General features: G+C 45.5%; 25 protein-coding genes. 2 read left to right on the top strand and 23 right to left on the bottom strand.

From position 1 onward, the window contains the following. Positions 1-121 precede the first annotated feature (121 nt). From AC1DFM_RS13565 to AC1DFM_RS13675, 23 genes are all read right to left on the bottom strand, one after another. Positions 122-1,162: a FecR family protein gene (locus AC1DFM_RS13565; protein WP_477077278.1), complete on the bottom strand. Its 1,041-nt coding sequence runs from the start codon at positions 1,160-1,162 to the stop codon at positions 122-124. 96 nt (positions 1,163-1,258) lie between these two features. Next, positions 1,259-1,804 (bottom strand): RNA polymerase sigma factor, encoded by a 546-nt coding sequence (locus AC1DFM_RS13570; RefSeq protein ID WP_477077279.1) that lies wholly within the window; start codon positions 1,802-1,804, stop codon positions 1,259-1,261. A 34-nt stretch (positions 1,805-1,838) separates the two neighbouring features. Beyond that, positions 1,839-3,515: a S41 family peptidase gene (locus AC1DFM_RS13575; protein ID WP_477077280.1), complete on the bottom strand. Its 1,677-nt coding sequence runs from the start codon at positions 3,513-3,515 to the stop codon at positions 1,839-1,841. A gap of 49 nt (positions 3,516-3,564) precedes the next feature. Beyond that, a complete protein-coding gene (gene yidD / locus AC1DFM_RS13580; RefSeq protein WP_477077281.1) occupies positions 3,565-3,795 on the bottom strand; it encodes a membrane protein insertion efficiency factor YidD in 231 nt (76 codons plus the stop codon). Between the two features lie 116 nt (positions 3,796-3,911). Further along, a complete protein-coding gene (locus tag AC1DFM_RS13585; protein ID WP_477077449.1) occupies positions 3,912-4,307 on the bottom strand; it encodes a ribonuclease P protein component in 396 nt (131 codons plus the stop codon). Positions 4,308-4,320: 13 nt separating this feature from the next. Then, complete coding sequence (gene rpmH / locus AC1DFM_RS13590; protein ID WP_012788729.1) at positions 4,321-4,476, bottom strand: 50S ribosomal protein L34; 156 nt, start codon at positions 4,474-4,476, stop codon at positions 4,321-4,323. Positions 4,477-4,656: 180 nt separating this feature from the next. Continuing rightward, entirely contained in the window at positions 4,657-5,166 is a 510-nt protein-coding gene (locus AC1DFM_RS13595) for an OmpH/Skp family outer membrane protein (RefSeq protein WP_291925251.1), read from the bottom strand. Between the two features lie 57 nt (positions 5,167-5,223). Then, positions 5,224-5,739: an OmpH/Skp family outer membrane protein gene (locus AC1DFM_RS13600; RefSeq protein WP_477077282.1), complete on the bottom strand. Its 516-nt coding sequence runs from the start codon at positions 5,737-5,739 to the stop codon at positions 5,224-5,226. Between the two features lie 66 nt (positions 5,740-5,805). Beyond that, positions 5,806-8,562, bottom strand: coding sequence for a BamA/OMP85 family outer membrane protein (locus AC1DFM_RS13605; protein ID WP_477077283.1), 2,757 nt, complete (start codon positions 8,560-8,562; stop codon positions 5,806-5,808). Then, positions 8,543-9,304 carry an isoprenyl transferase gene (locus tag AC1DFM_RS13610; protein WP_477077284.1) on the bottom strand — a complete coding sequence of 254 codons (762 nt, stop codon included), beginning with the start codon at positions 9,302-9,304 and terminating at the stop codon, positions 8,543-8,545. The genes AC1DFM_RS13605 and AC1DFM_RS13610 overlap by 20 nt, the downstream gene beginning before the upstream one ends. A gap of 212 nt (positions 9,305-9,516) precedes the next feature. After that, on the bottom strand, positions 9,517-10,380 hold the full coding sequence (gene porG / locus AC1DFM_RS13615; protein ID WP_477077285.1) for a type IX secretion system protein PorG: 864 nt from the start codon (positions 10,378-10,380) through the stop codon (positions 9,517-9,519). Positions 10,381-10,535: 155 nt separating this feature from the next. After that, positions 10,536-11,426 (bottom strand): NAD kinase, encoded by an 891-nt coding sequence (locus AC1DFM_RS13620; RefSeq protein ID WP_477077286.1) that lies wholly within the window; start codon positions 11,424-11,426, stop codon positions 10,536-10,538. 87 nt (positions 11,427-11,513) lie between these two features. Beyond that, positions 11,514-12,926 carry a POTRA domain-containing protein gene (locus AC1DFM_RS13625; RefSeq protein WP_477077287.1) on the bottom strand — a complete coding sequence of 471 codons (1,413 nt, stop codon included), beginning with the start codon at positions 12,924-12,926 and terminating at the stop codon, positions 11,514-11,516. 237 nt (positions 12,927-13,163) lie between these two features. Beyond that, on the bottom strand, positions 13,164-13,823 hold the full coding sequence (locus tag AC1DFM_RS13630) for a CBS domain-containing protein (protein WP_477077288.1): 660 nt from the start codon (positions 13,821-13,823) through the stop codon (positions 13,164-13,166). A 118-nt stretch (positions 13,824-13,941) separates the two neighbouring features. Continuing rightward, positions 13,942-14,718: an alpha/beta fold hydrolase gene (locus AC1DFM_RS13635; protein ID WP_477077289.1), complete on the bottom strand. Its 777-nt coding sequence runs from the start codon at positions 14,716-14,718 to the stop codon at positions 13,942-13,944. A 71-nt stretch (positions 14,719-14,789) separates the two neighbouring features. Beyond that, complete coding sequence (locus AC1DFM_RS13640) at positions 14,790-15,332, bottom strand: CvpA family protein (protein WP_477077290.1); 543 nt, start codon at positions 15,330-15,332, stop codon at positions 14,790-14,792. A gap of 71 nt (positions 15,333-15,403) precedes the next feature. Next, complete coding sequence (locus tag AC1DFM_RS13645; protein WP_477077291.1) at positions 15,404-15,856, bottom strand: GatB/YqeY domain-containing protein; 453 nt, start codon at positions 15,854-15,856, stop codon at positions 15,404-15,406. A gap of 18 nt (positions 15,857-15,874) precedes the next feature. Beyond that, positions 15,875-16,222 carry a gliding motility protein GldC gene (gldC, locus tag AC1DFM_RS13650; RefSeq protein WP_477077292.1) on the bottom strand — a complete coding sequence of 116 codons (348 nt, stop codon included), beginning with the start codon at positions 16,220-16,222 and terminating at the stop codon, positions 15,875-15,877. A gap of 61 nt (positions 16,223-16,283) precedes the next feature. Next, positions 16,284-17,399 (bottom strand): glycosyltransferase, encoded by a 1,116-nt coding sequence (locus tag AC1DFM_RS13655; protein WP_477077293.1) that lies wholly within the window; start codon positions 17,397-17,399, stop codon positions 16,284-16,286. Positions 17,400-17,465: 66 nt separating this feature from the next. Then, entirely contained in the window at positions 17,466-17,900 is a 435-nt protein-coding gene (locus tag AC1DFM_RS13660; RefSeq protein WP_477077294.1) for a hypothetical protein, read from the bottom strand. A gap of 48 nt (positions 17,901-17,948) precedes the next feature. Further along, complete coding sequence (locus tag AC1DFM_RS13665; protein WP_477077450.1) at positions 17,949-19,076, bottom strand: ABC transporter permease; 1,128 nt, start codon at positions 19,074-19,076, stop codon at positions 17,949-17,951. 20 nt (positions 19,077-19,096) lie between these two features. Next, on the bottom strand, positions 19,097-20,239 hold the full coding sequence (locus AC1DFM_RS13670) for a glycosyltransferase (protein WP_477077295.1): 1,143 nt from the start codon (positions 20,237-20,239) through the stop codon (positions 19,097-19,099). Between the two features lie 6 nt (positions 20,240-20,245). Further along, positions 20,246-21,046, bottom strand: a complete 801-nt coding sequence (locus AC1DFM_RS13675) for an alpha/beta fold hydrolase (protein WP_477077296.1) — start codon at positions 21,044-21,046, stop codon at positions 20,246-20,248. A 289-nt stretch (positions 21,047-21,335) separates the two neighbouring features. On the opposite strand from AC1DFM_RS13675, the gene AC1DFM_RS13680 reads away from it, so the two are divergent. Together AC1DFM_RS13680 and AC1DFM_RS13685 are read left to right on the top strand one after the other, a co-directional pair. Beyond that, complete coding sequence (locus AC1DFM_RS13680; protein WP_477077297.1) at positions 21,336-23,129, top strand: acyl-CoA dehydrogenase family protein; 1,794 nt, start codon at positions 21,336-21,338, stop codon at positions 23,127-23,129. A gap of 166 nt (positions 23,130-23,295) precedes the next feature. After that, on the top strand, positions 23,296-25,035 hold the full coding sequence (locus AC1DFM_RS13685) for an N-acetylmuramoyl-L-alanine amidase (protein WP_477077298.1): 1,740 nt from the start codon (positions 23,296-23,298) through the stop codon (positions 25,033-25,035). Positions 25,036-25,062 lie beyond the last annotated feature (27 nt).

Below are 25,062 nucleotides of genomic sequence, written 5' to 3' on the forward strand. Positions count from 1 at the left end.
CTGATCCTTCCAAGAGAGGGTGCCGCTTAAGCCAGTTGATCGCAGAGGGAAATGTTTCAGCATTTCCCTTTTTTCATTTGTTCACTGAAATTATCTGTACATAAGTCTTAGTTGATTTTTTTTATTTACTAATCGATAACGTGTCATTGTTAATATGATAACTAAATGGTGCGGACATCTGCAGTACCTGCATTACCCTTGGTAACGATTCATCCCGGAAAGTGCCTGTAAACCGGGTATTTTTCATTGTTTCTTCTTTAAAAACTACAGTCACACCATACCAGCGTTGCAGCTGCATCGCCACTTCTGATAATGGCGCATCAAAGAAGGTCAGTTTCCTTTCCTTCCAGGATATTTCTGCCGGCATATTATCACCTGGTGTTATGCTAACAGGTGAAATGTGATAAGCAACACTGTCCGGCGTTTGTTTATTATGCGTTTTGATTGTTTCAATTTGTTTGATATCCCGGCTGTTTGACACTACCAGCTTTTCGCTGGGCTTCAGTTCTACGATTTTACCTTCCTCCTGCTTCATGACCACCTGTACTTTTCCGGTGACCAGCGTGGTTTCTGTATTCCCATCTTCCCCGTATGCCTTCACATTAAAAGAGGTACCCAATACACGGATATCTACTGTTTGGGTATGTATGATAAAGGGTTGCTTTGCTTGCTGGGCAACATCAAAAAAGGCTTCCCCGGTCAATATCACTTCCCGGGGTTTATCAGGGCCCCAGTTAGCATACTGCAGCTTGCTTTTGGCGTTTAGCCATACCTGTGAGCCATCCGGCAAGGTAATGTGCTTTATTCTGCCTATGTTGGTAGCCACTTCCATCGGATACGGGCGTTGCTGATACCATAACCAGCCGGCAGCTAATCCTGCCAATAAGGCTACTGCCGCCGCTTTCCACATCCAGGGTTTCAGGCGGTATACACGGGAAGGCGCGGCTTCCTCCATACGCTGTTGCAATCCCTCCCAAATCAACTCCTGTTCTGCTTCGGCGCTGTTACTTTCTGCCAACGGGTTTTCCTCCGGCCCCAGGTCCAGTGCTTCGTACCATTCATTGAGCTGTTGGCTTTCTGCAGCTGATAAAGCGGTACTATTTTGCTTTAGCAGCAGCGCCCGGATGGATTCCGGCATATTGCCCGTCATATCATTTTTCATAGCGTCCTGATAATTGTCGATGAAGTAACGTGAGTGTACCAGATAAATGTTAACTTTTTTTTAATCCGCTGTGGGCATGGGATTTCACGGATGCCGTTACAGGGTATTATCCAGTCTTTTGCGGATTCTTTTTAGTGCAGTGCTGATTTGGTTGCGCACAGTCTGGTGGGATAATGATAGCTTTTGTGCAATTTCCACCGCATTCAGGTTATGATCGCGGCTGAGTACAAATACCTCCTGCATTTTGGCGGGCATCTGTCTTATTTCTTCTTCTACCAGGGTATTCAGCTGGCGGTAGTGTATTTGTTCACTGGCTTCGGGTGATAACATTTCTTCTTCCTGTAGCAGGGTATCATAATACCGGCCCCGCACACTGCGTAGCCGGTAATAGTCGATAATTTTATAACGAAGCGCGGAAAACAGGTATTGTGGCAGGGATTCCCGTAGTACAAGTGCGTGTCTTGACTTCCATAACGAGAAGAATATCTCCTGTATCATATCCCTTACTTCTTCTGTGGTAGGCAGCTTTTTAAGCGCCTGCTGATACAGCATCTTCCAGTAGCGTTCATAAATTTCCCTGAAAGCCCACTCATCATTCTCTCTTAATAAACCCAGCAATTCAGGATCTGTTAAATGCTTCAAGCCACTAAAACTTTTGATAGAAAAAAGTGATTCGTTATTGTTTGGCAACGGTTAACAGCTGCTTATACTTCACCTGGTTATGCAGGAGATCGATGGCGGTATTCACCTCATTGTCCCACTCCAGTGATTTGATAATGCGGCCTTTCTGCAAATAATAGCGGTTCACGATTTCTTCTTCCAGCAAGCGTTTGATCTCTTCTTTATTCTTCAGCAGGTCCTGCTTTTTATCATGTTTCATTTTAGTTTCCAGCGTTTCCAGCTCCTGTGCAATAGCATCGTAATACTTTTCTTTCTTAGCMGTAGTTTTGAAAGCGTCTAACGCATCTTCACTACGCGTTTTGTAGCTGTAATCTTTATTGTCGAGATAGCGTTCAAAATCTTCAAATTCCGCAGCGGTAAGTTTGAAGCTACCGGCAGCGGCTATTTTCGGGTGACTGTAATAATAGTTAGTCGCATAGTCGAAAATAAACTGCTTGCGGATAAGCGTAACGGCTACCTGGCTGATATAGGTAGGATCTACTTTGGCGTCTGGTTCTATGCCGCCTCCATCTTTTACGGCTCTGCCGCCAATGGTGGTAAATGATTTACGGAGAGAATCCGGCACATAGTCTACGCTGCCATCGTCATTCCGGTGTGAGTAATCGATCGCTTGTATACAGCGGCCACTTGGCGTATAGTATTTTGCGGTGGTTACTTTCAATTTGGTATTATAAGGCAGCTGGCGGGTAGTTTGTACCAGCCCCTTTCCATAGGAGCGCTGACCTATTACGAGGCCACGATCCAGGTCCTGGATGCTGCCTGCAACGATTTCTGACGCGGATGCGGAAGAGTGGTTGGTAAGCACCGCCAAAGGAAGACGGATATCTACCGGTTGCTCAGAGGTTTCATAGCTGCGGTCCCAGTTTTTCACCTTTCCGCGTGTACTGACAATCAACCTGTTCTTGTCAACAAAAATATTAGCCACCACAACGGCCTCATCCAGCAAACCACCGGGGTTACCGCGCAGGTCAAGGATCATACCTTTCAGTGCCGGGTTGGACTGCCTCAGTTGCTCCACTGCACGACGTACCAGAGCACCACTGTTTTCGGTAAACTGGGTCATTTTTATGTACCCGATATCATTCTTCACGATACCGGAATAGCTTACGGCCTTTACATTAATTTCTTCCCGAACAATTTTCTTCGGTGTTTCCACTCCTGTAACAGGATTCCTGAATACCATATTCAGCGGGGTGCCTGCGGCGCCTTTCAGCAGTTTGCTCACTTCTTCCTGCGCTACATTTTTGGAGGATTTGCCATCCATGCTCACAATGATATCCMCTGGTTTTACGCCAGCTTTGTCCATTGGACTGCCTTCATACACATCAGTAATGGAAGTCCATTCGCCGTTGGTGTTGATGGAAGCGCCTACACCACCGTATTTACCGGTGGCCATGAATTTGAGATCATCGAGGTTTTCTTCGGAAACGAAGTCAGTAAATGGATCTGTTTCCTCGAGCATGGCTTCAATGCCTTTACGCATTACTTTTTCGGGTGGCAGATCATCTACGTAGTACGTGTTCAGTTCCCGGTAGAAAGCGGCGAATATGTCCAGGTTTTTGGCAATCTGAAAGTATCTGTCGTTTTCATTGAAAGCAAAGATGCCGGCTGCTGTAACGAGCAACAACAGCAGTGCTGTCAGTTTCTTTCTTTTATTAAAAAACGCACGCATGCAAGAATGTATAAGATGAATGATAATAGTTGGCAACCGGTAGCACTGTTCAGGGAACCGGATCGTATCCATGTCCTCCCCAGGGATGACAGGACAATATACGCTTTATGGTGAGATAGCCGCCTTTGAAAGGGCCATATTTTTTAAATGCTTCGAGGCCATATTGTGAGCAGGTGGGCGTATACCGGCATTTGCTTCCCAATAAGGGAGATATAAACCATTGATAGATTTTTATCAGAAAGATAAATGGATAAGCTAACCAGCGCACAACACGGGACATAGATCGAATATTTTAAATAGCCAAAAGCTGAAAGCACAAAGCTATTGTAGCGACTGCACATAGCGTATGAGTATTCGCAAAAAGCACTCGCTACAATAGCTTTATGCTTTATGCTTTTAGCTTTCTGCCTTCTGCAGTTTCCTTAAAATTACCGAAATTTTATCTTGCAGGACAGAAAAGGGGGCTATTTTTTTGTCTGTGTAGATGAGGAAAACGGCGAGCTGCCGGGATTCCGACTGGAGATGGTCGTATAATTCCTGTTTTTGGAGGCGCCAGGCTTCGCGTCCCAGGCGTTTGATGCGGTTACGGTCCACGGCATGTGGGAAGCGGCGGGTAGCGGCGCTAAAACCTACCTGCACGGGATATTTACATGGCTCGGGGAGAGGCATGTAAACCACGCGGTATGGAAAAACAGAAAACGCTTTTCCTTCTCGAAAAAGCGTTTCAATAAGTTTTCTGCTTTTTAACCTTTCTTCCTTTTTAAAAGAATAAGTTTTTATGGCAAATAGTATTTAGCTACTATAATTATTTCAGCTTACGCTCGTCAGAAACAGTCAGCTTCTTACGACCTTTTGCTCTACGGGAAGCCAATACCTTACGGCCATTAGCAGTTTCCATTCTCTTTCTGAAGCCGTGAACGCTCTTTCTGCGTCTGTTATGCGGTTGAAAAGTACGTTTCATTTCTTTTTTTGTTTTTACCTGTACTATACTAAAACTCCCGAATTAAAGTATACTGTTTTTTAAAACGGAAGGCAAAGGTAGCAGAAAATATTTAGAAAGTAAAATTAAAATCTCAAATTCTTAAATGTAAAGGTGGAATGCAGTACTAGCCGCATTCCACCTTTATATTAAAAAAGTCAATTATTTAACGCCCAGTTTAGTCTTAACAGCGGCGAGGATATCGTCAGCAGCAGGAGAAACCAGCAGCATACCAGCAGAGCTATCGATTACATAACCGTAACCTTTCTCTTTTGCTACATCTTCGATAGCTTTGCGAGCTTTATCGTAGATTGGTTTCAACAGTTCCTGTTGTTTAGCCTGTACTTTTTGTTCAGCAGCTTCGCGGTAGTCCTGGATACGCTTCTGTGCGTCCTGGATTTCACGACCTTTAATTTCTTTCATATTATCGGTCATAGTAGCTGCCTTGTCGTCGAATTCCTTCATTTTCTTTGTGTACTCATCCACCATAGTTTTACCCTCACCTTCCAGGCTTTGAGCAAAAGTCTGCAGATCAGTTTCTGCTTTTTTAGCTTCCGGCATGCTGGCTACCAGTGCCTGCGCATTGATATGTGCGACTTTGGATTGTGCCATTGCATTCACGCTGAACAAACCGGTAACCGCCACAAAAGCAATAATTACGTACTTCTTCATGATGTTGTCTGTGTTTAAAAAAATTTAAATACTTATAGTTAAAAAATAGGTACACGATTATTTCTTCACCCCCAGGGATTTCAGAATCTCTTCACTCTTATCCAGCTTGGGATCGGAGAAAATAACGGTGGCACCAGCGGCCTTGTCCAGCACAAAGTCAAACATCCTGCTCGCAGATAACTTCTGCACTGCATTGTAGATCCTGTCCTGGATTGGTTTTACCAGCTCTTCTCTTTTCTTGAAAAGGTCGCCTTCATAACCAAAACGCTTCTTCTGCAAATCCTTTGCCTCTTTTTCTCTAGCTACAATCTCATCCTCTCTCTTCCGCTTTAATTCTTCTGTTAACATGACCTGCTCGGCCTGATAAGACTTATACATCTTATCTACTTCCTGGAATTTCGCGTCAATTTCTTTCTGCCACTGTTCAGCAACGGCATCCAGTTTCTTCTGCGAGTCCTTGTACTCCGGAATACTTTCCAGTATATATTTTGTATCTATCACACAATAGCGCTGTGCACTTGCTGCACCGCCCATAACCAATACGATAGCGGCTGTAATAAATATTTTTCTCATGCTACAATAGATTTTTTGCAAAACCAAGACAACGGTTAAACTTGCAATATATAATTTATTTTCACATTATTCTGGTTCAAAGCCGAGCATAAAGGTAAACTTAGCCGCATCCTTCAGACCACCACCTGGTGTAAGACGATCAAACCCAATACCATAGTCAAATCCAAGCAATCCGAACATAGGCAGGTAGAAACGCATACCGATACCAGCAGAACGACGTAAACGGAACGGATTGTACTCGTTCAGATCCTTGTAACCATTCGCTGCTTCCAGGAATGCCAGACCAAAGATGGTGGAACTTGGATTCAGACTGAACGGATACCGCAGTTCCATCACAAACTTATTAAATACGGTGAATCCAGAGTAGTTGGCTGGTTGGCCATTTTCAGGATTGATACTTGGATCGGATGTATAATACACCGGATAACCTCTCTGAGAGATGATATCACGATCATAAATAGCAAAGTTACTCAAACCATCACCTCCCATTTCAAACCGGCCGAAAGGCGACAGGGTAGTGCGGTTGTTATAACGACCAATATAACCAAATTTAGCCGCTACTTTCAACACAAAGGTTTTGTTATCGCTACCCATTGGTTTGCTCAAAGGCACATACCATTCTGCGTTAAAGCGATACTTCTGGTACTCAATAAAGTTAAACTGCTTGGAAGCCGGTTCATTCTTGTAGTCCTTGTCAGGATTGAACAATGAGTATGGCGGCGTATACTGTGCAGATAACATGAAGTTGGAACCACTACGCGGGAAGATTTGCTGATCCACAGAAGATCTTGCCAGCGTCAGTTTTACGTTCACGTTATTGGAAGTACCATTTTCAAAACCCTGGATACCAAAGTAGTTATAGTTCTTCAGTTTATACTGTTGGTAGTTCACAGAGTAAATCAGGGTGAAGTAGTCATCTGGCCATTTCAGCTGTTTACCCAATGATACGGAAGCACCCAATACTTTAAAGTGACCATCCGTAGATCTGCTGGTATCACCTGGCAGTTTGTAGTAATCGTTGTAAGCGTAAGGATTCTGGTAGCTGCTATAGAAGCTCACAGAAAACTGATTTCTCTTCTTACCACCCAGCCATGGCTCAGTGAAGGAGAAGTTATAAGAACGGTAAGCTTTACCATTGGAAGACACACGAACAGAAAGTTTCTGTCCATCGCCACTTGGTAATGGGTCCCAGGTTTCCTTTTTGAAGATATTACGTAAAGAGAAGTTATTGAATGTAACACCAAGGGTACCGGTTAAACCGATATAACCACCCCAACCGGCTGACAGTTCCAGCTGGTCATTGGCTTTTTCTTCTACTGTATAATCAATATCCACGGTACCATCCTGAATATTAGGCACCGGGTTCATACCAATCTTTTCCGGGTTGAAGAAGCCAAGGTTGGCAATTTCACGGTTAGAACGGATCAGATCCTGGCGGCTGAATTTTTCACCTGGGATGGTGCGCAGCTCACGACGGATAACGTGTTCGTTTGTTTTTTCGTTACCGGCAATGCGTACTTCCTTGATGGTAGCCTGCGGACCTTCACGTAAACGGATTTCGTAGTCGATGGTATCGCCACGGATACCAATTTCTACCGGGTCAATCTGGAAGAACAGGTAACCGTAGTCCATGTAGTAGCCACTGATATCGCCACCTTCCTGTGACATTTGTTTACCGATTCTTTTTTCCAGCAGTTCCAGGTTATAGATATCTCCTTTCTTGATACCGAGGATACGTGTCAATACGGAGTCGCTGTAACGGGTATTACCTTTCCAGGTGATATCACCGAAATAATATTTTTTCCCTTCAGAGATCTGCATATCGATATTCAGATTCTTATCCCGGGATTTGTAGGTAGTATCACGTACAAGAACGGCATCGCGATAACCTTTGGAGTTATAGAGGCTTACTACTTTAGCTTTATCTTCCAGGTATTTGGTTTCATTAAACTTGGCAGAACTAAAAAGTTTAAAGCGGAAATAAGGGTCCAGCTTTTCAAGTGCGCGGGTAGGTTGCAGGAAACCATAGGTTTGCCAGAAATCATCTGGTGCCGCCAGGGAGTCTACATATACGTGTTCATCATCCGGATGCAGGGTAAAGCGGGAACGCTCTTTAGTGCCCTTCATTCTTTTCTTGATCCTGGAATCCGCAATATTGTTGTTGCCTACGATATTGATATCGTTGATGCGTACTTTATTTCCTTTGGTAACGTAGAAGATAACGTGTTTAGAGTTAACCTGGCCGCTATCTGCTCTTTCTTCTATTTTCACAGTAGCGTTACCGAAGCCTTTATCTGCATAGAATTTATGCACCACGCCAATCACGTTTTGTTTCATGGCCTGGGTAATTACACTTCCTTTACGCAGGGTGGCTTTGGTGGCAATATCGTCGCCTTCTGCCTTCTTGATTCCTTTGAAGGAGAAAGTGGACATACGGGGCATTTCGGTTAATCCGATTTCCAGCCAGATCTTATTGTCTTCAATTTTTGTCACGTAGATGGTGACATCCGCGAACAATCTTTGTGACCAAAGGCTTTGAATGGCTTTGGTAAACTGGTCACCTCCGGGGTAAGTTACCTTATCCCCTACGCTGAGGCCGGAGAGGGACAGCAGCAATGATTTATCCAGGTATTGGGTCCCGGCCACGGTAATATCGGCAATTTCGTACTGTTGCGGATTACCCATGCTAATAGGAGAAACGGCCGGCGGATTAGCAGGAGGCTGCGTGGGGGGCACGGTATCTTTTTGCTGAGCGGATACACGAATGCCTGCACTGCAACATAATGCTATAGCCAGAAGGCCCTTAGGAAATAATTTCTTCATTCTGCTGAATTTGTTCGCTTGTTTTGCCAAAGCGCCGTTCTCTGGTTTGGTAATTTAAGATGGCTTGGTAAAGATGTTCATTGCGGAAATCCGGCCAACGAGTATCTGTAAAATACAGTTCCGCGTAGGCCAGCTGATATAGTAGAAAATTACTGATCCTGCATTCTCCACTGGTACGAATCATTAACTCAGGGTCTGGTAAACCGGCAGTACAGAGATATTTCTCCCATACTTCAGGTGTTACCGCTGCGGGGTCCAGGGCTCCATTTTTCACGTCCAGGGCTATTTTCCTGGCAGCATTTACGATTTCCCACCTGGCACTATAGCTAAGTGCCATAATGAGGTTAAGACCGGTATTTTGGCTGGTAAGCGCAATCGCTTCTTCCATTTCCCGCTGAGCTTGCGGTGGTAACATATCCATGTCGCCAATCACACTCAAACGGATATTATTTTTTGATAACGTATTCACTTCCATGCGGATAGTGTTTACGAGCAACTCCATAATGCCATTTACTTCATATACTGGGCGATCCCAGTTTTCGGTAGAAAAGGCGTATAAGGTCAGATAACCTATCCCAAGTTCTGCACAGGTCTCCACTATATTTCGCACACTTTCTACCCCCTCGTGGTGCCCATACAGCCTGTCTTGACCCCGCTCTTTTGCCCAACGGCCATTCCCGTCCATAATAATGGCTATATGGCGCGGTAACCGTTGTAAGTCCAATTTATCCTTCAAGCTCATTTGTGTCAGGCGTATTATAACAGATTATTTCCTAAAAGGGTGCAAAGATACAAAAATAGAGTAATGACTTTTTTGGCAAAGCCCAATAAGTTGTTTTAACGTAGTTTTAACAGCGAAATCAATACCAGTGGGGATTTTAGCAATTTCGGAGAAGTATCCGGGCGGTTCGCAGGCATGGAAAGCCTGCCGGCAGAAAGTATTTTCTTCCTAAATCAAAATTTACAGTTGTAAGAAGTAAAAAGAATGCTGATCGTGAGCTCGATAGTTAGGTACTGATCCTTATCCCGGCTATTACCACGCTGGCGGCCCGCTACGCCTATTGGTGTGCCATACGCTCCTGACCGGTCCTGCAATTGCATGGCCACGGATGGCTGACCATTTGCCAGTACCGGAAATGCCGCCGGCCCTGCATAAGTGCTGCTTACATCATCCAAATAGTCTGTTTGGGTAAAACGATATAGTGCTTCCAGCCCCACATTCACTTTTTTGGAGATATTATACTTGAAGCCCCCTCCTATTAACCAGGCATACGATACCAGGCTATAGGGCTTACGGTTCGGATACAGGGCCGTTCCCTGCCCTTCCGTACGTATGGGCTGTAAAAAATATTTGTGGCCGTCCAGGTAGGTGTAAGGATTAAAATAAAAAATACTGGCGCCCCCTGTCAAATATGGAGAAAAACGTTCATATAAACTCCCTGGTTCAAACCGGAAGAAGTTAAAGTCGCCCTGCAGCGATAACTCAAACAAATTAGTATTGAAACTAAGGTTACGCCTCCGCTGAAATTCATTTTTACTGTAGGTGTCAGAATAGCCCAACTGCATATAACGGCCATGTACCCTTGCTCCCACATAATCATTCAAGTACTTCCTGTAGTATATGCCCACAGCAGGTTTCAGCGTATTCAGCGCCCCCCGGGTGTTTAGATCCCCAAAATATTGCGCCGCGCCCACAGATAAACCCAACTCCCCTACATACGACAATTCATTCTGCGCCATCACCCGATTGGCAAACAGACAGCCTGTTGCCAGCAATAATAGGGTGATGTATTTTAGATAWAGAAAAGGTTTCAGCATAAAATCAGTCCTACTTAAACGCTAAAATGCCGGATTTATTTAATGTATAGCCGATGATTATGCTTCCTCCGTAGCCCTCTCGCCATCCACAGGCATAATTGATGTTACAATCAGCAGAAAATATATTTGTAAATGTAACAATATATTTTACATTTCTATATTTTAATCGTGTTCCGCGCATCAATACCCCACAACAATTTGTTACGCAGGGTGTGCAGGAAGTTACTGTCGTCCAGGCGCAGTAAGCTCAGTTTAAATTCCTCCTTTTTAACGGCCAGCTGCACAGTATTACCAATGGTTTCCATGCGGCTGTCCAGTGTACAGAGGAACTGATCACTACGGCCCTCTACTTCAAAAGAAATGATATTGTTATTGGGGACAATAATAGGCCGTACGTTGAGATTATGCGGCGCTACCGGGGTAATCACAAAATTACCGGCATCCGGGAATACAATGGGGCCCCCACAACTCAAAGAGTAACCGGTAGAACCGGTAGGTGTAGCCACAATTAACCCATCTGCCCAATAAGTATTCAGAAATTCGCCGTTCAGGTAAGTATGAATCTTTACCATGGCGGAAGTATCTTTTTTGTGGATGGTAAACTCGTTCAGGGCATAAGGTACATCCCCAAACAAAGGAATATTGGCATCCAGGTGCAACAGCGATCGCTGATCTACCACATAGGTACGGTTCAGTAACGCCTGCACCAGTGCATGAATTTCCTCTTTACCAATACTGGCCAGGAATCCAAGCCGGCCGAAATTAATCCCGATCACCGGAATGTTGGTATCACGTACGTAGCAAACCGTGTCCAGCAAGGTGCCATCTCCCCCTAAACTCATCAGGAAGTCAATTTTTCCTGGTAAGTCTTCAGCAGAACTAAACAAGGGCGGTTCACTCGTAAAAGGGATATGCTGCTGAAGGGTACGATAAAAAGGTTCGTAAATAATGGCTTCAATTTCCGCCCGCTGCAATTCCTCCAGCAATAAGCGGATGTTTGCAATATCTTCTGTAATAAATCCCCTGCTATATAGTGCTACATGCATAATTCTTCTGGCTTTTAGCTTTTAGCATCTGGCATTTAGTTATTAGCTACCACTTTTTCTAAAAGCTAATGGCTAACTGCTTTTCCGCTACATATCTACGCTTGTGTGTAAAAATAGGCCTTTTTGCCCTAACTGGTTAAAGCTGTACTCAATCCGGAGGCAGGTGTCGTAGAAAGAAACGATATCTATCCCTATGCCACTGGTGTATAAAAGCCGGTTGTTAAGCGCACCGTTACCAGGAAATTTACTATAAGCGTACCCCGCATCACCAAAGGCTTTGGCAAAGATGCGCACCGGAACGGTATTGAACTTTTTGGGTACAATGGGCAATTTAATTTTGAAGGATACCAGTTCCTGGCGGAGCGTGGATTTCAGCACAGCGAAGCTGGTACCGTCTACCACATAGTATTCGAGGCCACGGAGGTAATCATCGCCATAACCCAGTGCCTGCTGATTGATATACGGTTGATCGTTGGAGAGCCTTGCCTGGCTGCGTATACCAAGCGCCGCAAACGTTTTGGGGCGTAGCTCCCAATATTTGGCCATGTTCAGCCGGAAATGTACGTCGTTAACATCATTCCAGGGGCCCAGTCCTTTTTTGCCCACTTCTGCCACCAGGTTAAATCCTTTAAGGGGATATACCCAGCTATCGGCTTTGATATAGGTTAAACGATAGGTGATATCCAGAAAACTGACATGGGTACGTCCTTTCCCCAGATAGTTGGGATTCAGGATGGCCACGGAATCCGCTACTTTTTCGTAATTGTAATTTACAAATACCTGGTGCCTGGTATTAATGGCTTTGCGATAACTATAGTTGAGGCCTACCACATACACCTGGCGCAGGAACTCATCTTTCCGGAAAAAATGTTGCTTATTAAAGTTGGTGCTATCATTCACCTCACGGTTACGCTTATAGGAGGCGAGGATACCGATACCATGACGAAAATGTTTATCGATATAAGGGAGGTTGTATTGCAAAGCAAATCGTTGGGTATAACCAAACTGTAAGGAGGCGCTGAGGGCATCATTACGTCCGGTGAGGTTTTCCTGGGCACCGCTAACGCCTATATTAACACGGTCGAGGCTGTGTTTTTTCTCCACCCACCATTGGTTAAAGTTTCTATCGGCCAGTTTAAAGATGGGAAAGGCAAAGGTGTACCAGCGTTCCCACACTTCAAATACGAGGTCGGCATTGTCGCCATCCCAGTTTTTAATATTAGCCGTAACATTCAGAAACAGAGAGGTATTGAGCAGTTGTTTTCTCCTTTCTTCCAGGGTAGCGGATAGATCGCGGAGATAAATGGTATCACCGGGCACTGTACTGATTTCCCGCAGGATGACGGAGGTGCGGGTTTGTTTATTACCGGTAACGACGATATTACGTACAATGAGATAACCCCCATTTGTTGCAGGCGCAGTCTGTCCTTCGGCATTTTCCGGTAACACTATTCCCAACAGGCAGAACATCGCCAGCAGGAGGTAACAGCGTCTCAGCATGTAGGTTCTGTAAAATTTAAAAACGTGTTGACAATATTCAAATATAATAAAAAGGTGAAAGCAGAAAGCGAAAAGCAAAAAGCTATTGCAGCGAATGATATAAGCGAAATTGTGTTACCCGGGATGATGCTGTGGTTTCAAGGATTCTATAAAAATAGCGAAGACGAATGCAATTATATCTGCATCTATCTTCGCTAATCATTATAAATCTAACAAAATAAAATCAGTGTGGGAGAACTACATGCTGATATAATTCATGAGCAGGTCGTAGTTCTTTTTGAGTAATTCTTCTTCGGGTTCTTCTGCGAACACGTATTTAATGACGTAGTTAAACCTTTCGAAGGTGGCCAGCAGGCCCTGAATTTCCTGTCTGTTTGTTTTCAGTACCACTTCCAGTTTTCCGGTAACGGGGTTGGTGATGGTATTGACGCTCAGCAGGATTACATCATTTGATTCTGCGATGCGGGCTATTTCGCTGAGGGCGTAATCGCGCGGATCTACTTCAAATGCGATGATACCACCGGTCTCTTTTACGCCGTTATATCTTGCCAGTGCTGCCAGGAGATTGTCTTTGGTAATGATACCGAGGTATTCATTTTCTTTGGTAACTACCGGCAGGGCAGATAATTTGAAATCGTAAAAAAGTTTCAGCGCTTCAAACAGGTGAGCATATTCCATGACAGCCGGGCGGGAACTTCCGTACGCTGTAGATTCCAGCGGTACATCAGGGTCTTCGAGATCCATGATCTCTTCTTCTTCCACCAGGGCCAGGTATTTGCTATCCACTACCATTGGTAGTTGCGTCAGATGATATTCATTCATCAAACGCAGCGCCTTTGCTCCTGTATCCGAAGGATGCAGGACAGGTACTGATGATATGAGTTCTCTGGCAATCATGTGTCGCGTATTCTTACACAAGAATACGAAAGAATATGCCAACAGAAAAAGAAATTACATGTACGCGAAATCACTGCACCTGTTGGTACAGTCATCCAACAACCGGGTAAAGGCTGGTTTAGCTGGCAGATTGATGCTTCAGCTTTTCCAGGAAAGCATGCAGAATTTTGTTGAACTCATCGGGTACTTCCATCATAGGAGCGTGGCCGCATTTGTCAATGAACTGCAGTTCAGAATTAGGTATCAGCTTTTTAAATTCTTCTCCGACCATGGGTGGTGTTACGGTATCATTCATACCCCAGATCAGTAAAGTTGGTTGTTTGATATCTTTCAGCTCATCGCCCAGGTTGTGGCGGATAGCAGATTTAGCCAGTGTGATAATTTTAATCACTTTCAGGCGATTGTTCACTATTTCAAACATCTCGTCTACCAGTTCTTTGGTAGCGATTTTTGGATCGTAAAAAGTAAGTTCTGCTTTTTTGCGGATGTACTCATAGTCACCGCGTTTAGGATAGGTTTCGCCCATTCCATTTTCGAACAATCCGGAACTGCCGGTCAGGGTCAGCGATTTGATAGGCGCTTCAGGGTGTTTCAGCAGGTAAACCAATGCCACATGTCCTCCGAGTGAATTGCCCAGCAGGTTTACATCTTTGTATCCTCTGGCTTCAATAAACTTATGCACATATTTGGCTAATCCCCCTACCGATGTTTCCAGGATGTTTAAATCGTACAGGGGTAACATCGGGATTATCACTTTGTTATATTGCCTGAAGTATTCGATCATGTGCGCGAAATTGCTCAAAGCACCAAAAAGTCCATGCAATAATACCAGTGGTTCTCCTTCTCCTTCTTCTATAAAATTAAACTTACCCTGTGTTTTGATTTCGTAATCCATTGCCAAATCTTGAAAGTCAATTTTACGCTAAAATAATTCTTTTTATTAATCTAAATAATCTTTGAAACGAGTTATCCAGGTTGAATATGCCGGGCCGTTGTCTCGAAAAAAGATTCCAGTTGGGCAAACACATTCTTAAAAACCGGTATCACTGTTCCCATATGATCCAATGCCCACGGGCCAATATTCTCTATATACGGATACACAACAGATTGGGCCTTCGTTTCAGGACTCAGCCAGTATACCTGGTTGGCCATCCACAACATTACACTATAAATTATTATAAATATAACGCTATACAACAGTATTCCCCCCAATTTATTCAGCCAACCCAACATCACGGCTTCCACCAGCTTCTGTAACATCCCTGCTCCCAGCCTGACCAGCAGAATTACTCCCAGAAACAGGCAAATAAAGCAAAGTACTGGTACCCAACGGGAATGCATATCCCAATGCTGCTGTACATATAAAGCGGTAACTGCCGATAATTTCAGGGCAGCTGCCAGCCCCAGTATCGCTGCTACCAACGAAAACAAGGCAACTATCAATCCACGGGTATACCCCCTGTAAAGGGCAAATACCATGATGATAGCGAAAATAATGTCTATAGGCATGATAGAACTATAGGAGCCGCCATTTTTTGAGGCATTCCTTTTCCTCAAAAAACGGCCTGACTCCTGTCAGATTACTTACTAAGCAGTTCTTTTACGAGCGCGGAAATAGCCTTTCCATCAGCTTTACCAGCCAGTTGTTTGGAGGCAACGCCCATTACTTTCCCCATATCGGCGGCAGAGCTGGCGCCAGTGGAAGCAATAATATCTGTAATGGCTGTACGTAATTCAGCTTCACTCATCTGTTTAGGCAGGAAGCGCTCAATTACCACCAGCTCCTCTTCTTCTTTTACGGCAAGGTCTTCACGGTTCTGGGTACGGAAAATTTCGAGGGAATCCTTTCTTTGCTTGGCCAGCTTCTGCAAAAGTTTTGCTTCGTCAGCAGCTGTCAGTTCTCCACTAGCTCCTTCCGCTGTTTTAGCCACCAATATAGCAGCCTTGATAGCACGCAATGCACGCAGATCCGCTTCTTTTTTGCCCAGCATCGCAGCCTTAATTTCTGCGTTGATATTTAATTCTAATGACATATGGTAAGGTTTAATGGATTATTGTCCTTCAGCAGCCTGCTTATCCTGGAACTTCTTGAAGAAGTCTTTCGCAAAAGCACGCATATCGTCTGCCTGATCTTTGTAAGGAGTCGCCCTGGAATAGGTATCTGCCATGGTCATCATAGTCTGAAAGAAGAAATCTGCCATTTCATCCACCATCATTTCCTTTGTCCACAGGTCAATACGAAGAGCCGCCCTTTCAGCCGGGTCCCAGAAAGATACGATCATCCCTTTAGCTTTGATCATTTTTCCTTCTTTATTATCGGTAGCGCTCCATTCTATTGATTCGGGCACCTTCTGATCGTCCAGCCCTACCTGGATCTTTATAGTAGATGTAGTACTCATGTTTATCGATTAAAGCGCAAATTTAGCCATCATTTACTGATTTTCAGACGCTCAGCCGGAATTATGCGGTTAAATGCTGCCACAACTGCTCTGCAGCACGCTCCCAGCTGGTAAAAGGCTCACTGGGAGGAGCTTTTGCCAACAGCCTGGCGCGTAGTTGTTCATCTTTATATAAAAGGCTCATTTTCTCCGACAGATCATCCAGGCTGGCCGGGTCCACATATAACACCGTATCGCCACCAGCCTCCCGGGCAGCGACGCTGTCCAGTGCAATCACCGGCACCTCACAGCGATGCGCAGCATAAATAGGCAGCGGCAACCCTTCAAACCTCGACGGATACACGAGGGCATAAGCTGCGCCTGTTAACCGCGCCAACGTGTCTTCATCCGCGGCTTCCACCGTTACCACGTCCTGCCGGAACTTATAACTTTGCAAAGCAGCTGCAATATCAGCACCCGCAGGCGTGATACTGCCGGCCAACACCAGCTTGATGTTGCTGCGCTGCCGCTTCTTCAGCGCCGAAAACGCTTTCAGCACCGGAATAATATTGTTGCGGGGATGCAAACTACCCGTTACCAGGAAATATTCTGCACCTCCGGTAAATGCTTTCTTCACCGCTTCCCGCTGCTCCCAGTCCAACGCCTTGTACAAGAGACTTACCCCTGTGTCCAACCTGGCCAGTTTCTCTTTCACGGCAGGTGCATAGCGTAGTACTTCTTCCTTAGTGGTATCAGATAATACCGCTATCCTTCTGGCGATAGTGAGATATTTAGCCGTATTCTTTTTCAGCGCACGTTGCTGTACACCGGACTGCAATCCGGCATCTTTTAAAAACGACAGGTCCCTAACCAGCAGGCCAGCGGGGATTTTACTCCGCAACGGCAATGCCCCATCCAGCCCCAGGAACAGATCCGGACGGAAAGGCTTCATTGCCCGTACCAGCCGCCATTCCAGCCACCAATACAGATGCCAGGGCCTATTGCCTTTCAGCGGCAACACTACCTTGGTCACATTAGCCGGAAAGCTCAATCCAGGGGGTATCTCTCCATCAAAAAATAATGTAAACTGATGACCAGGCTGTTGCCGGCACATCGCCAATATTATCTCCGTAGCCACTCTCCCGGTATCGGCAGGCATATCCTGTCGTAAACAAGCGGCATTAACAGCAATTTGCATAAACGATTCCTTTGTCTGCGAGCTTGCAAACCTACACAATTTTAGATTCGGGAACGGGAGGGATTTTTATTCGGCCGACTTGTTAGTGATGTAAAACACTTTGGGGGTAGCCACATTGGCCGTATTACCCAGGGAGCCCAGTGTAACTGTTACTGCATATGTTTTCAGCGGTTTCAGGTGCTTCAGGGTAATGGTAAATGGCGAGGTGGTTACATCCGCCACCGCATCCTGATTCAGCGGAATATTGCCCGTTTCTGTGACCACATTCAAAGTCACCTTCAGACCCTTTTCCGGCATTTTAGAGGTAATATTCACCTTCAACGCATAAGTGCTGTCCTGCGCCATGTTATACTTACCTACCAGGATCTCAGGCAGTTCAAATGTCAACGCTTCTTCCTGCGTATTGGGTGCAGGATCGCCGCCTTTATCCTTCTTCTTACAAGATGAAAAACTAATCAATGCAATAGCAAAAAATACAGGGAGAACGGTTTTCAATAACATTTTTCAAGTATATATGGGATATGAAATTAGCTTTTTATTATATACAAATCAAATTTTACTTCTTACATCCAGCGCATCCCGGAGACCATTACCTAATAAATTGAAAGCCAACACCAACAACATGATAGCGATTCCCGGCGCCAGCGCCAGCAACGGATTATGCGTGATAATGAAATTATAGTTTTCTTTAATCATCAGTCCCCACGAAGGTTGCGGCGGTTGTACCCCTACCCCCAGGAAGCTCAGTCCCGCCTCTACAACAATTGCGGTGGCGAAATTACCGGCAGCCACCACCATCACCGGTCCCATAATGTTGGGTAAAATATGTTTCGTGATAATCCGCAGATGCGTGTATCCCAATGCCCGCGCCGCTTCTACAAATTCCAGCTCCCGGATAGCCAATACCTGCCCCCGGATAATACGCGCCACACCTACCCACATCGTTAACCCCACCGCAATGAATACCTGCCAGAATCCCTTGCCCAGCGCCAATGTCAGCGCAAACACCAGCAACAATGTAGGCATAGACCATACTACATTCACCAGCCACATCACCACATCATCCGTGCGGCCCTTGAAATAGCCAGCCACCGCGCCCAGCAATACGCCAATACTCAGGGAAATAACTACCGCAATACAGCCCACCCCTAAACTCACCCGCGTTCCAATGATCAAACGACTTAAAATATCCCGGCCAAACTTATCAGTACCCAACCAGTAAGTTCGATGTAACAACCGTTCCTGCTGAATAAGCGCCTGTAATTGCTGATCGGACATATGCGCCGATGGCGTCAACCCTTTCCCATACCAGATGTCTGTAAGCAGATAAGTTTCTTCCCGGCTGGTAGATTCGTCTACATAACGTTGTACCACCAGCACACTATCCCTGAACTGCCAGGAACGTATAGGTATCCACGTTTGAACCGGCTTTTGCCCGGATAACATCCGTTCATAAACAGGCGCCCGATTTACGGTCAGCTCCTTTCGTATAGCCAGCATCGTGATATTAAACCCGGGATGTTGTCCTTCTATTTCCAATACCATTCTGTTGGCATCCGGGGTATTGTCCGGCGCAATCAAATAAGCCGTGGCACTGATAAATACCGACAGCACAATGACCAGCAAACCAGCCACTGCGCCCTTGTTACGGCGTAATCGTTTCCAGGAAGATTGCATATCTGACAAAGGAAGCGTATTTAATTTACCTGGCGGCCCTTCCACTGATAACTACCAAACTTACCCAGCCAGCCTGCAATTACAATATAAGGAATATGAAATATCTGCCCCGGAATAAACCACAGCAACAGTTCTGTTTTATTAAAAAAACGCGCCACCGGCAACAGGAAGTAGAGTTCCAGTGTGACCTTAAACAACATAATGATCAGGAACCAGGGCCACCATACTGGCAGGAAAAGTGCCATCACCGCCATGCCCAACAAGCCGGCATTGAAAAGATACACCAGCAGCAATACCCAGGTAAGCCGCTTATCTTCGTACTTATCCGCCTTGGAAGACCAGCGGATACGCTGGTTCATGAAGTCTTTCAGCGTATCTACCGCCAGGGTGCGTACAATGACTTCCTCACATTTTAAGTACATCACCCCTTCCGGGTAAGCATTGTAAATTTTATACATCAGCAGCATGTCATCTCCCGACGCGATATTATCGATACCATTAAAGCCACCCACCTCATAAAAGGCCTTTTTTTCATAGGCGAGATTAGCGCCATTACACATGGTGCCGGAAGCCAGTGCTGCCGCGGCGCCGGTAATGCCCTGCATGGTCATAAAGTCGAGCGACTGCAATCTTTTAAAGAAGTTATGCTCTTTGTAGAAGCTGACCGGAGCGGCTATAAATTTCGGTTGATGTTGCTCATAGTATTGCACCATGATTTCGATCCAGCGCGGTCCCATCACGCAATCCGCATCTGTGGTTACAATCAGGTCTCCGCTGGCTTTTGAGATGGCTATCTCAATCGCTTTTTTCTTGTAGGAATTGAGTCGTTCGGTTTTATCAAGATGCTGGCTTAATTCCAGCAAGTGAATATTTTCTGCCGGATAATCCCGGATCACGGCGGCGGTATCATCTGTAGAAAAATCATCGATGATAATTACCTCCAGTAAACGGGGATCGTAGGTTTGCCGGTGCAATGCTTCCAGCAACGGAGGAAGATTAGTGGCTTCATTTCTGGCCGGGATAATCACCGTTACCTTAGTGCGCCCTGTAGCATGCACGTCCGGGCTGAATTTTCTCAATCGTTTCCAGCCCAGGCTATACCAAAGCATCAGTATTCCATACCCAAGGGCTAATCCAATTACTATGATTACAAAAATGTACATCCAGATTTAAAGGTTTGTTTTGATGATAAGCCCCAGCTGCGGCGATATCAGCTGATGCCCTTTTTCCAGTATCACTGTTTTGCAGGGAAAAGATCCATCCACAAAACGGGTCCCCAACACCGGGGGAATCACCCGATCATATTTCCCGAAGATCAGGAGGGTTAAAACGTTATAACGGGCTAATAATTGTTTGCAACGTTTTTTATCCGGCATCATATGCCGCAGGTTGGTCCATATGTTATAGACCATGGCCCGCTTCTCCGGTTCATCCATTCTATGCAGGGCAAATTTGTAAATGCTCTGATTCAGCAACCCTACTTTGCGCCAGGTATGTAACAGGGCAAAAAACAGCTGCGGATGATGGGTATTGTATTTAAAGATTTTGTTCCCTACGGTGGTTTGTGTTACAAACATATGCCAGGGGTTATTCTTCAGGCCATCGGCTGCCGCCAGGATGAGGTGATCTATGCGATCTCCCATCTTCTCTACCACGCATAGCGACAAACGGCCGCCCATGCTATAACCCATTAAAGAAAACCGCTCTTTACCCTGCTGCTGCAATATCTGCTGTATCAGGGCTACCAGGTCTTCTTTTTCAAACACCCGGTTTTCTTCCCATTGGGTACTGCCGTGCAGGGGCATATCCAATGCTACAATGGTAAACATATCTCCCAGGGTAGCGGCCAGCGGATGGAAATGCGCTGCGCTTTCCCCAAAGCCGTGCAAACATATCAATAGTTTACTCCCTGCACCTTCACAGGTGCCGTGAAAACGGCTTTTCAAATATGACAGATAGAAATCGGGCATAAAGGGGGACAATGATAATAAATAATGCGCAAAGGTCCGAGTTTTTGTCTTTCCCCGGATTATACTGATTTTGATGAGGATAGTTTTTGATGAATTTTTGGGAGATAATTTAAAAGATGCCGGAAGATACCTGCGATATATCCGCAATGTTTTTTTAACCTCTTTTAAATCATTTCCCTAAATCTTAAAAAAATGCCAAAATCATCAAAATCAGTATAATCCGGGGAAAGACAAAATTCGCGTATCTGCTTTTTTCAGTAAATTACAGAACTACCAAAAATTCAGTAACATGGACGCAACAGTTGAAAATAAGACTGCGCTGAAAGGCGCAGAATTCCTGGTAAAGGAAAGTGCTCCTGAGGAAGTGTTTACCCCCGAAGACTTTTCGGAAGAGCAGCTGATGATCAAAGACATGGCAGATCAATTCATCAGTAAAGAAGTAACACCGATTGTAGAAAGACTTGACAAACAAGAAGAGGGACTGATGCAGGCGCTTTTGGAGAAAGCGGGTGAACAGGGACTGTTGGGTGCATCGTTTCCGGAAGAGTACGGAGGGCTGGGCAAAGACTTTGTAACAGCTACTATTATCAACGAAGGACTGGGTGCTGGCCACTCTTTCTCTGTAGCCATGGCCGCACATACCGGTATTGGCTCCCTGCCCATTCTCTACTTTGGTACAGACGAACAAAAACAAAAATACATTCCTAAACTGGCTACCGGTGAAATGAAAGGGGCATATGCCCTCACAGAGCCCGATTCCGGCTCTGACGCACTAGGTGCCAAAACCACCGCCAAACTCACGGACGACGGTAAATACTACGTCCTGAATGGTCAGAAAAGCTGGATTACCAACTCCGGCTTCGCGGATGTATTCACCGTGTTTGCCAAAATTGACGGCGATAAATTCACTGCATTCATTGTAGAGAAAGGTACTCCCGGATTTACCCTGGGCGCCGAAGAACATAAAATGGGTATCAAAGGCTCCTCCACCCGCCAGATCTATTTCCAGGATGCTAAAATTCCAGCGGAAAATGTATTGGGCGTAATTGGTAAAGGCCACCTGATAGCCTTCAACATCCTGAACATCGGCCGCTTGAAACTTTGTGCCGCTGCACTGGGCGCTTCCAAGAAATGTATCAACACTTCCGTACAATACGCTAACACCCGTACGCAGTTTAAACAACCGATCGCCAACTTCGGCGCCATCAAACATAAACTGGCGGAAATGGCGATCCGTACCTGGACCGCCGAATCAGCGCTGTTCCGCACCGCTCAGCTGATAGACGATAAAGAAAGAGAATTACTCGCCGCCGGCAAACCTTTCAACGAAGCCCTGTTGGGTGCTGCGGAAGAATATGCCGTAGAATGCGCCATCCTGAAAGTAAACGGCTCTGAAGTGCTGGACTTTGTAGTGGATGAAGGCGTACAAATTCATGGTGGTAACGGTTTCAGTGATGAATACATCATCTCTAAAGCTTATCGCGATTCCCGTATCAACCGCATCTTTGAAGGTACCAACGAAATTAACCGTTTGCTGACACTCGACATGACATTGAAACGTGCCATGAAGGGTAAGCTGGACCTGATGACACCGGCCATGAACGTGATGAAGGAACTGATGAGTATTCCAGACTTTGGCAACGATGATGAAACACCGTTCGCTGAAGAGAAAAAGCTGATCGTCAACTTCAAAAAAGCTATCCTCATGGCTGCCGGTGCTGCTGCACAGAAGCTGATGATGAAGCTGGAAAGTGAACAGGAAATCCTGATGGACATTGCCGATATGGCCATTGAAACTTTTGTGGCAGAAAGTGCCCTCCTGCGTTTGATCAAGCTGACCAAAGCCAAAGGAGAAAGCGCCGCTTCCTTCCAGGCTGATATTGTACGCACCTTTATCTACGATGCGGCCGACCGTATCAATAAATCCGGTAAAGATGCTATCAACGCTTTTGCCGAAGGCGATGAACAACGTATGATGCTGTTAGGCCTCAAACGCTTTACCAAAGCAGCTTCCTTTAATGCAAAAGAAGCCCGCAGAAGAATTGCAGATAAACTGATTGCAGATAATAAATACAGCTTCTAGCATTTAGCTGTTAGCTATTAGTAAATGCAGCGGAGATAATGTTATTAATCTTCGCTGCATTTTTCTAAAAGCCAAGCTAATGGATAAAAGCTTTCTTCTCCTATTCCCCTCACCTGCTTATCTTTACACCCTTTCAAGATATTGATGACAGGTTATTATGGTATCAGTGAAGCATTTCCTACAGATTGTTGTTGTTGTACTTTGTATCCCCTTTATAGCGCATAGCCAGGCAACTCTCCGCCTTAGCCAGCCTTCCCGGGATCAGATCAATGTGAGTAATTCCAAACAATTTATTGCAGGCCGCACGTGTGTGGGTTGTTTGGTTCGTATTAATGACGACACGGTACATGTGTATTCCACCGGTACATTTGCTGCAAAATATGAACTGCCCACCGGCAGAAGCAGTTTTGCCGTTCGGGTAGATGCGCCTAACGGAGAAACCTACACGAGAAATCTTACTTTTTACTATAACCCGCCGCCAGCGCCCACTGCTACCAGCATTTTTCGTATAGACTATATAGAGATATCACCCAGCGGTAATGTGCAACTCTCCGAAGGAGATACCCTTCGCATCAAAATGAAAGGTTATCCCGGTCAGGAAGCCAGCTGGTTCAATAACGTACCATTACGGGAACTGCCTACCTCCCAAACCGGAGGGGTACGGGGTTATTACAGTGGTAGCTATATCATTCAACCGTCCGACTCGCTACTGAATGGAAAAATCATGGTGCGCCTGCGTAATCGCGATGGAGAAACGGCCGTACTGGGTAGTCCTTATCGCTATAGCGTGATGCACAATGAGATACCTTTCACTGGTCGCACTATTGATAACATGACCTATCTTACCTCCAGCCCCAGCGGCGATCGCCTGGGTCCGGAAAAGATTGGATATCTGGATAAAGAGGTGTTGTTACATATTATAGGGAGACAGAATGACTACTATAAAGTAAGATTATCTTCCAAAACCACCGCCTTTATTCCAGAACCGCTGGTAGACACAGAAATACCACAGGAGCAGCTACCCATAAGCATTGCAGACGATGCTAAAATATGGGGAGATGACCGCTACGACTATGTTTCCGTAGCCTTGTCGGATAAGCTGCCCTATACTTCCACCCAGCTCGTTTCTTCTAAAAAAATCATTGTAGATATACACGGCGCCTATGCAGAAAAAGGGCTCAACACCGTGCTGCAAAACACCAGAGAAATTACATCTATCGCGTGGGGCCAACCTACACCAGACGTTTGTCGAATGGTGATTTCCTTGCAACATGCACCCTGGGGTTACCAGGTATACTATGAAAACAACCGTATAACGGTGAAGGTTAAACGTGTACCGGCTAACCTATCGCTCAAAAACATAGTGATCGGCATTGATCCGGGCCATGGTGGCAGTAATCCGGGTGCTACCGGCCTAACCGGCGCCGTGGAAAAAAACCTGACGCTGACGCTGGCATTACAGCTGAAAACCTTGCTGGAAAGAGAAGGCGGCACGGTGATTATGTCGCGTACTACGGAGAAGTTTGTTCCTAACGAAGATCGCCTGTCTTTCTTCCGCCGTGCCAACCCCGATTTATTGCTCAGCATTCACCTGAATTCATCGGTAAATCCGGTAGATGTAAATGGTACCGCCACCTACTACAAACATCCTTTCTGTGAGCCGCTTAACGCTGCTATTCACGAACGACTGCTACAAACCGGCCTGCGTGATTTCGGAAATAATCCAGACTTCAACTTTATCCTGAATAACCCTACGGAGTTTCCGGATGCACTGATAGAAACCCTGTTTCTCAGCAATCCCGGAGATGAGGAAAAGGTATTACAGCCAGCTTTTCAGCAGYTCATGGTGGAGAAGATCGTGGCTGGGGTGAAAGATTACCTCCAACAGGCAGCAGCAACGCGATAACGCGACTATTGTCTGTTTAGGATTATA

The sequence above is a fragment of the Chitinophaga sp. 05T412 genome, assembly GCF_056396465.1.

Coding starts and splice junctions, on each gene's coding strand:
- AC1DFM_RS13675 (WP_477077296.1), bottom strand. CDS start 21,046: ATGCCCGATTTCTATCTGTCATATTTGAAAAGCCGTTTTCACGGCACC.
- AC1DFM_RS13605 (WP_477077283.1), bottom strand. CDS start 8,562: ATGAAGAAATTATTTCCTAAGGGCCTTCTGGCTATAGCATTATGTTGC.
- AC1DFM_RS13660 (WP_477077294.1), bottom strand. CDS start 17,900: ATGTTATTGAAAACCGTTCTCCCTGTATTTTTTGCTATTGCATTGATT.
- yidD (WP_477077281.1), bottom strand. CDS start 3,795: ATGTCCCGTGTTGTGCGCTGGTTAGCTTATCCATTTATCTTTCTGATA.
- AC1DFM_RS13645 (WP_477077291.1), bottom strand. CDS start 15,856: ATGTCATTAGAATTAAATATCAACGCAGAAATTAAGGCTGCGATGCTG.
- AC1DFM_RS13680 (WP_477077297.1), top strand. CDS start 21,336: ATGGACGCAACAGTTGAAAATAAGACTGCGCTGAAAGGCGCAGAATTC.
- AC1DFM_RS13640 (WP_477077290.1), bottom strand. CDS start 15,332: ATGCCTATAGACATTATTTTCGCTATCATCATGGTATTTGCCCTTTAC.
- AC1DFM_RS13670 (WP_477077295.1), bottom strand. CDS start 20,239: ATGTACATTTTTGTAATCATAGTAATTGGATTAGCCCTTGGGTATGGA.
- gldC (WP_477077292.1), bottom strand. CDS start 16,222: ATGAGTACTACATCTACTATAAAGATCCAGGTAGGGCTGGACGATCAG.
- AC1DFM_RS13610 (WP_477077284.1), bottom strand. CDS start 9,304: ATGAGCTTGAAGGATAAATTGGACTTACAACGGTTACCGCGCCATATA.
- AC1DFM_RS13630 (WP_477077288.1), bottom strand. CDS start 13,823: ATGATTGCCAGAGAACTCATATCATCAGTACCTGTCCTGCATCCTTCG.
- AC1DFM_RS13635 (WP_477077289.1), bottom strand. CDS start 14,718: ATGGATTACGAAATCAAAACACAGGGTAAGTTTAATTTTATAGAAGAA.
- rpmH (WP_012788729.1), bottom strand. CDS start 4,476: ATGAAACGTACTTTTCAACCGCATAACAGACGCAGAAAGAGCGTTCAC.
- AC1DFM_RS13595 (WP_291925251.1), bottom strand. CDS start 5,166: ATGAAGAAGTACGTAATTATTGCTTTTGTGGCGGTTACCGGTTTGTTC.
- AC1DFM_RS13565 (WP_477077278.1), bottom strand. CDS start 1,162: ATGAAAAATGATATGACGGGCAATATGCCGGAATCCATCCGGGCGCTG.
- AC1DFM_RS13665 (WP_477077450.1), bottom strand. CDS start 19,076: ATGCAATCTTCCTGGAAACGATTACGCCGTAACAAGGGCGCAGTGGCT.
- AC1DFM_RS13600 (WP_477077282.1), bottom strand. CDS start 5,739: ATGAGAAAAATATTTATTACAGCCGCTATCGTATTGGTTATGGGCGGT.
- AC1DFM_RS13625 (WP_477077287.1), bottom strand. CDS start 12,926: ATGCTGAGACGCTGTTACCTCCTGCTGGCGATGTTCTGCCTGTTGGGA.
- AC1DFM_RS13620 (WP_477077286.1), bottom strand. CDS start 11,426: ATGCATGTAGCACTATATAGCAGGGGATTTATTACAGAAGATATTGCA.
- AC1DFM_RS13655 (WP_477077293.1), bottom strand. CDS start 17,399: ATGCAAATTGCTGTTAATGCCGCTTGTTTACGACAGGATATGCCTGCC.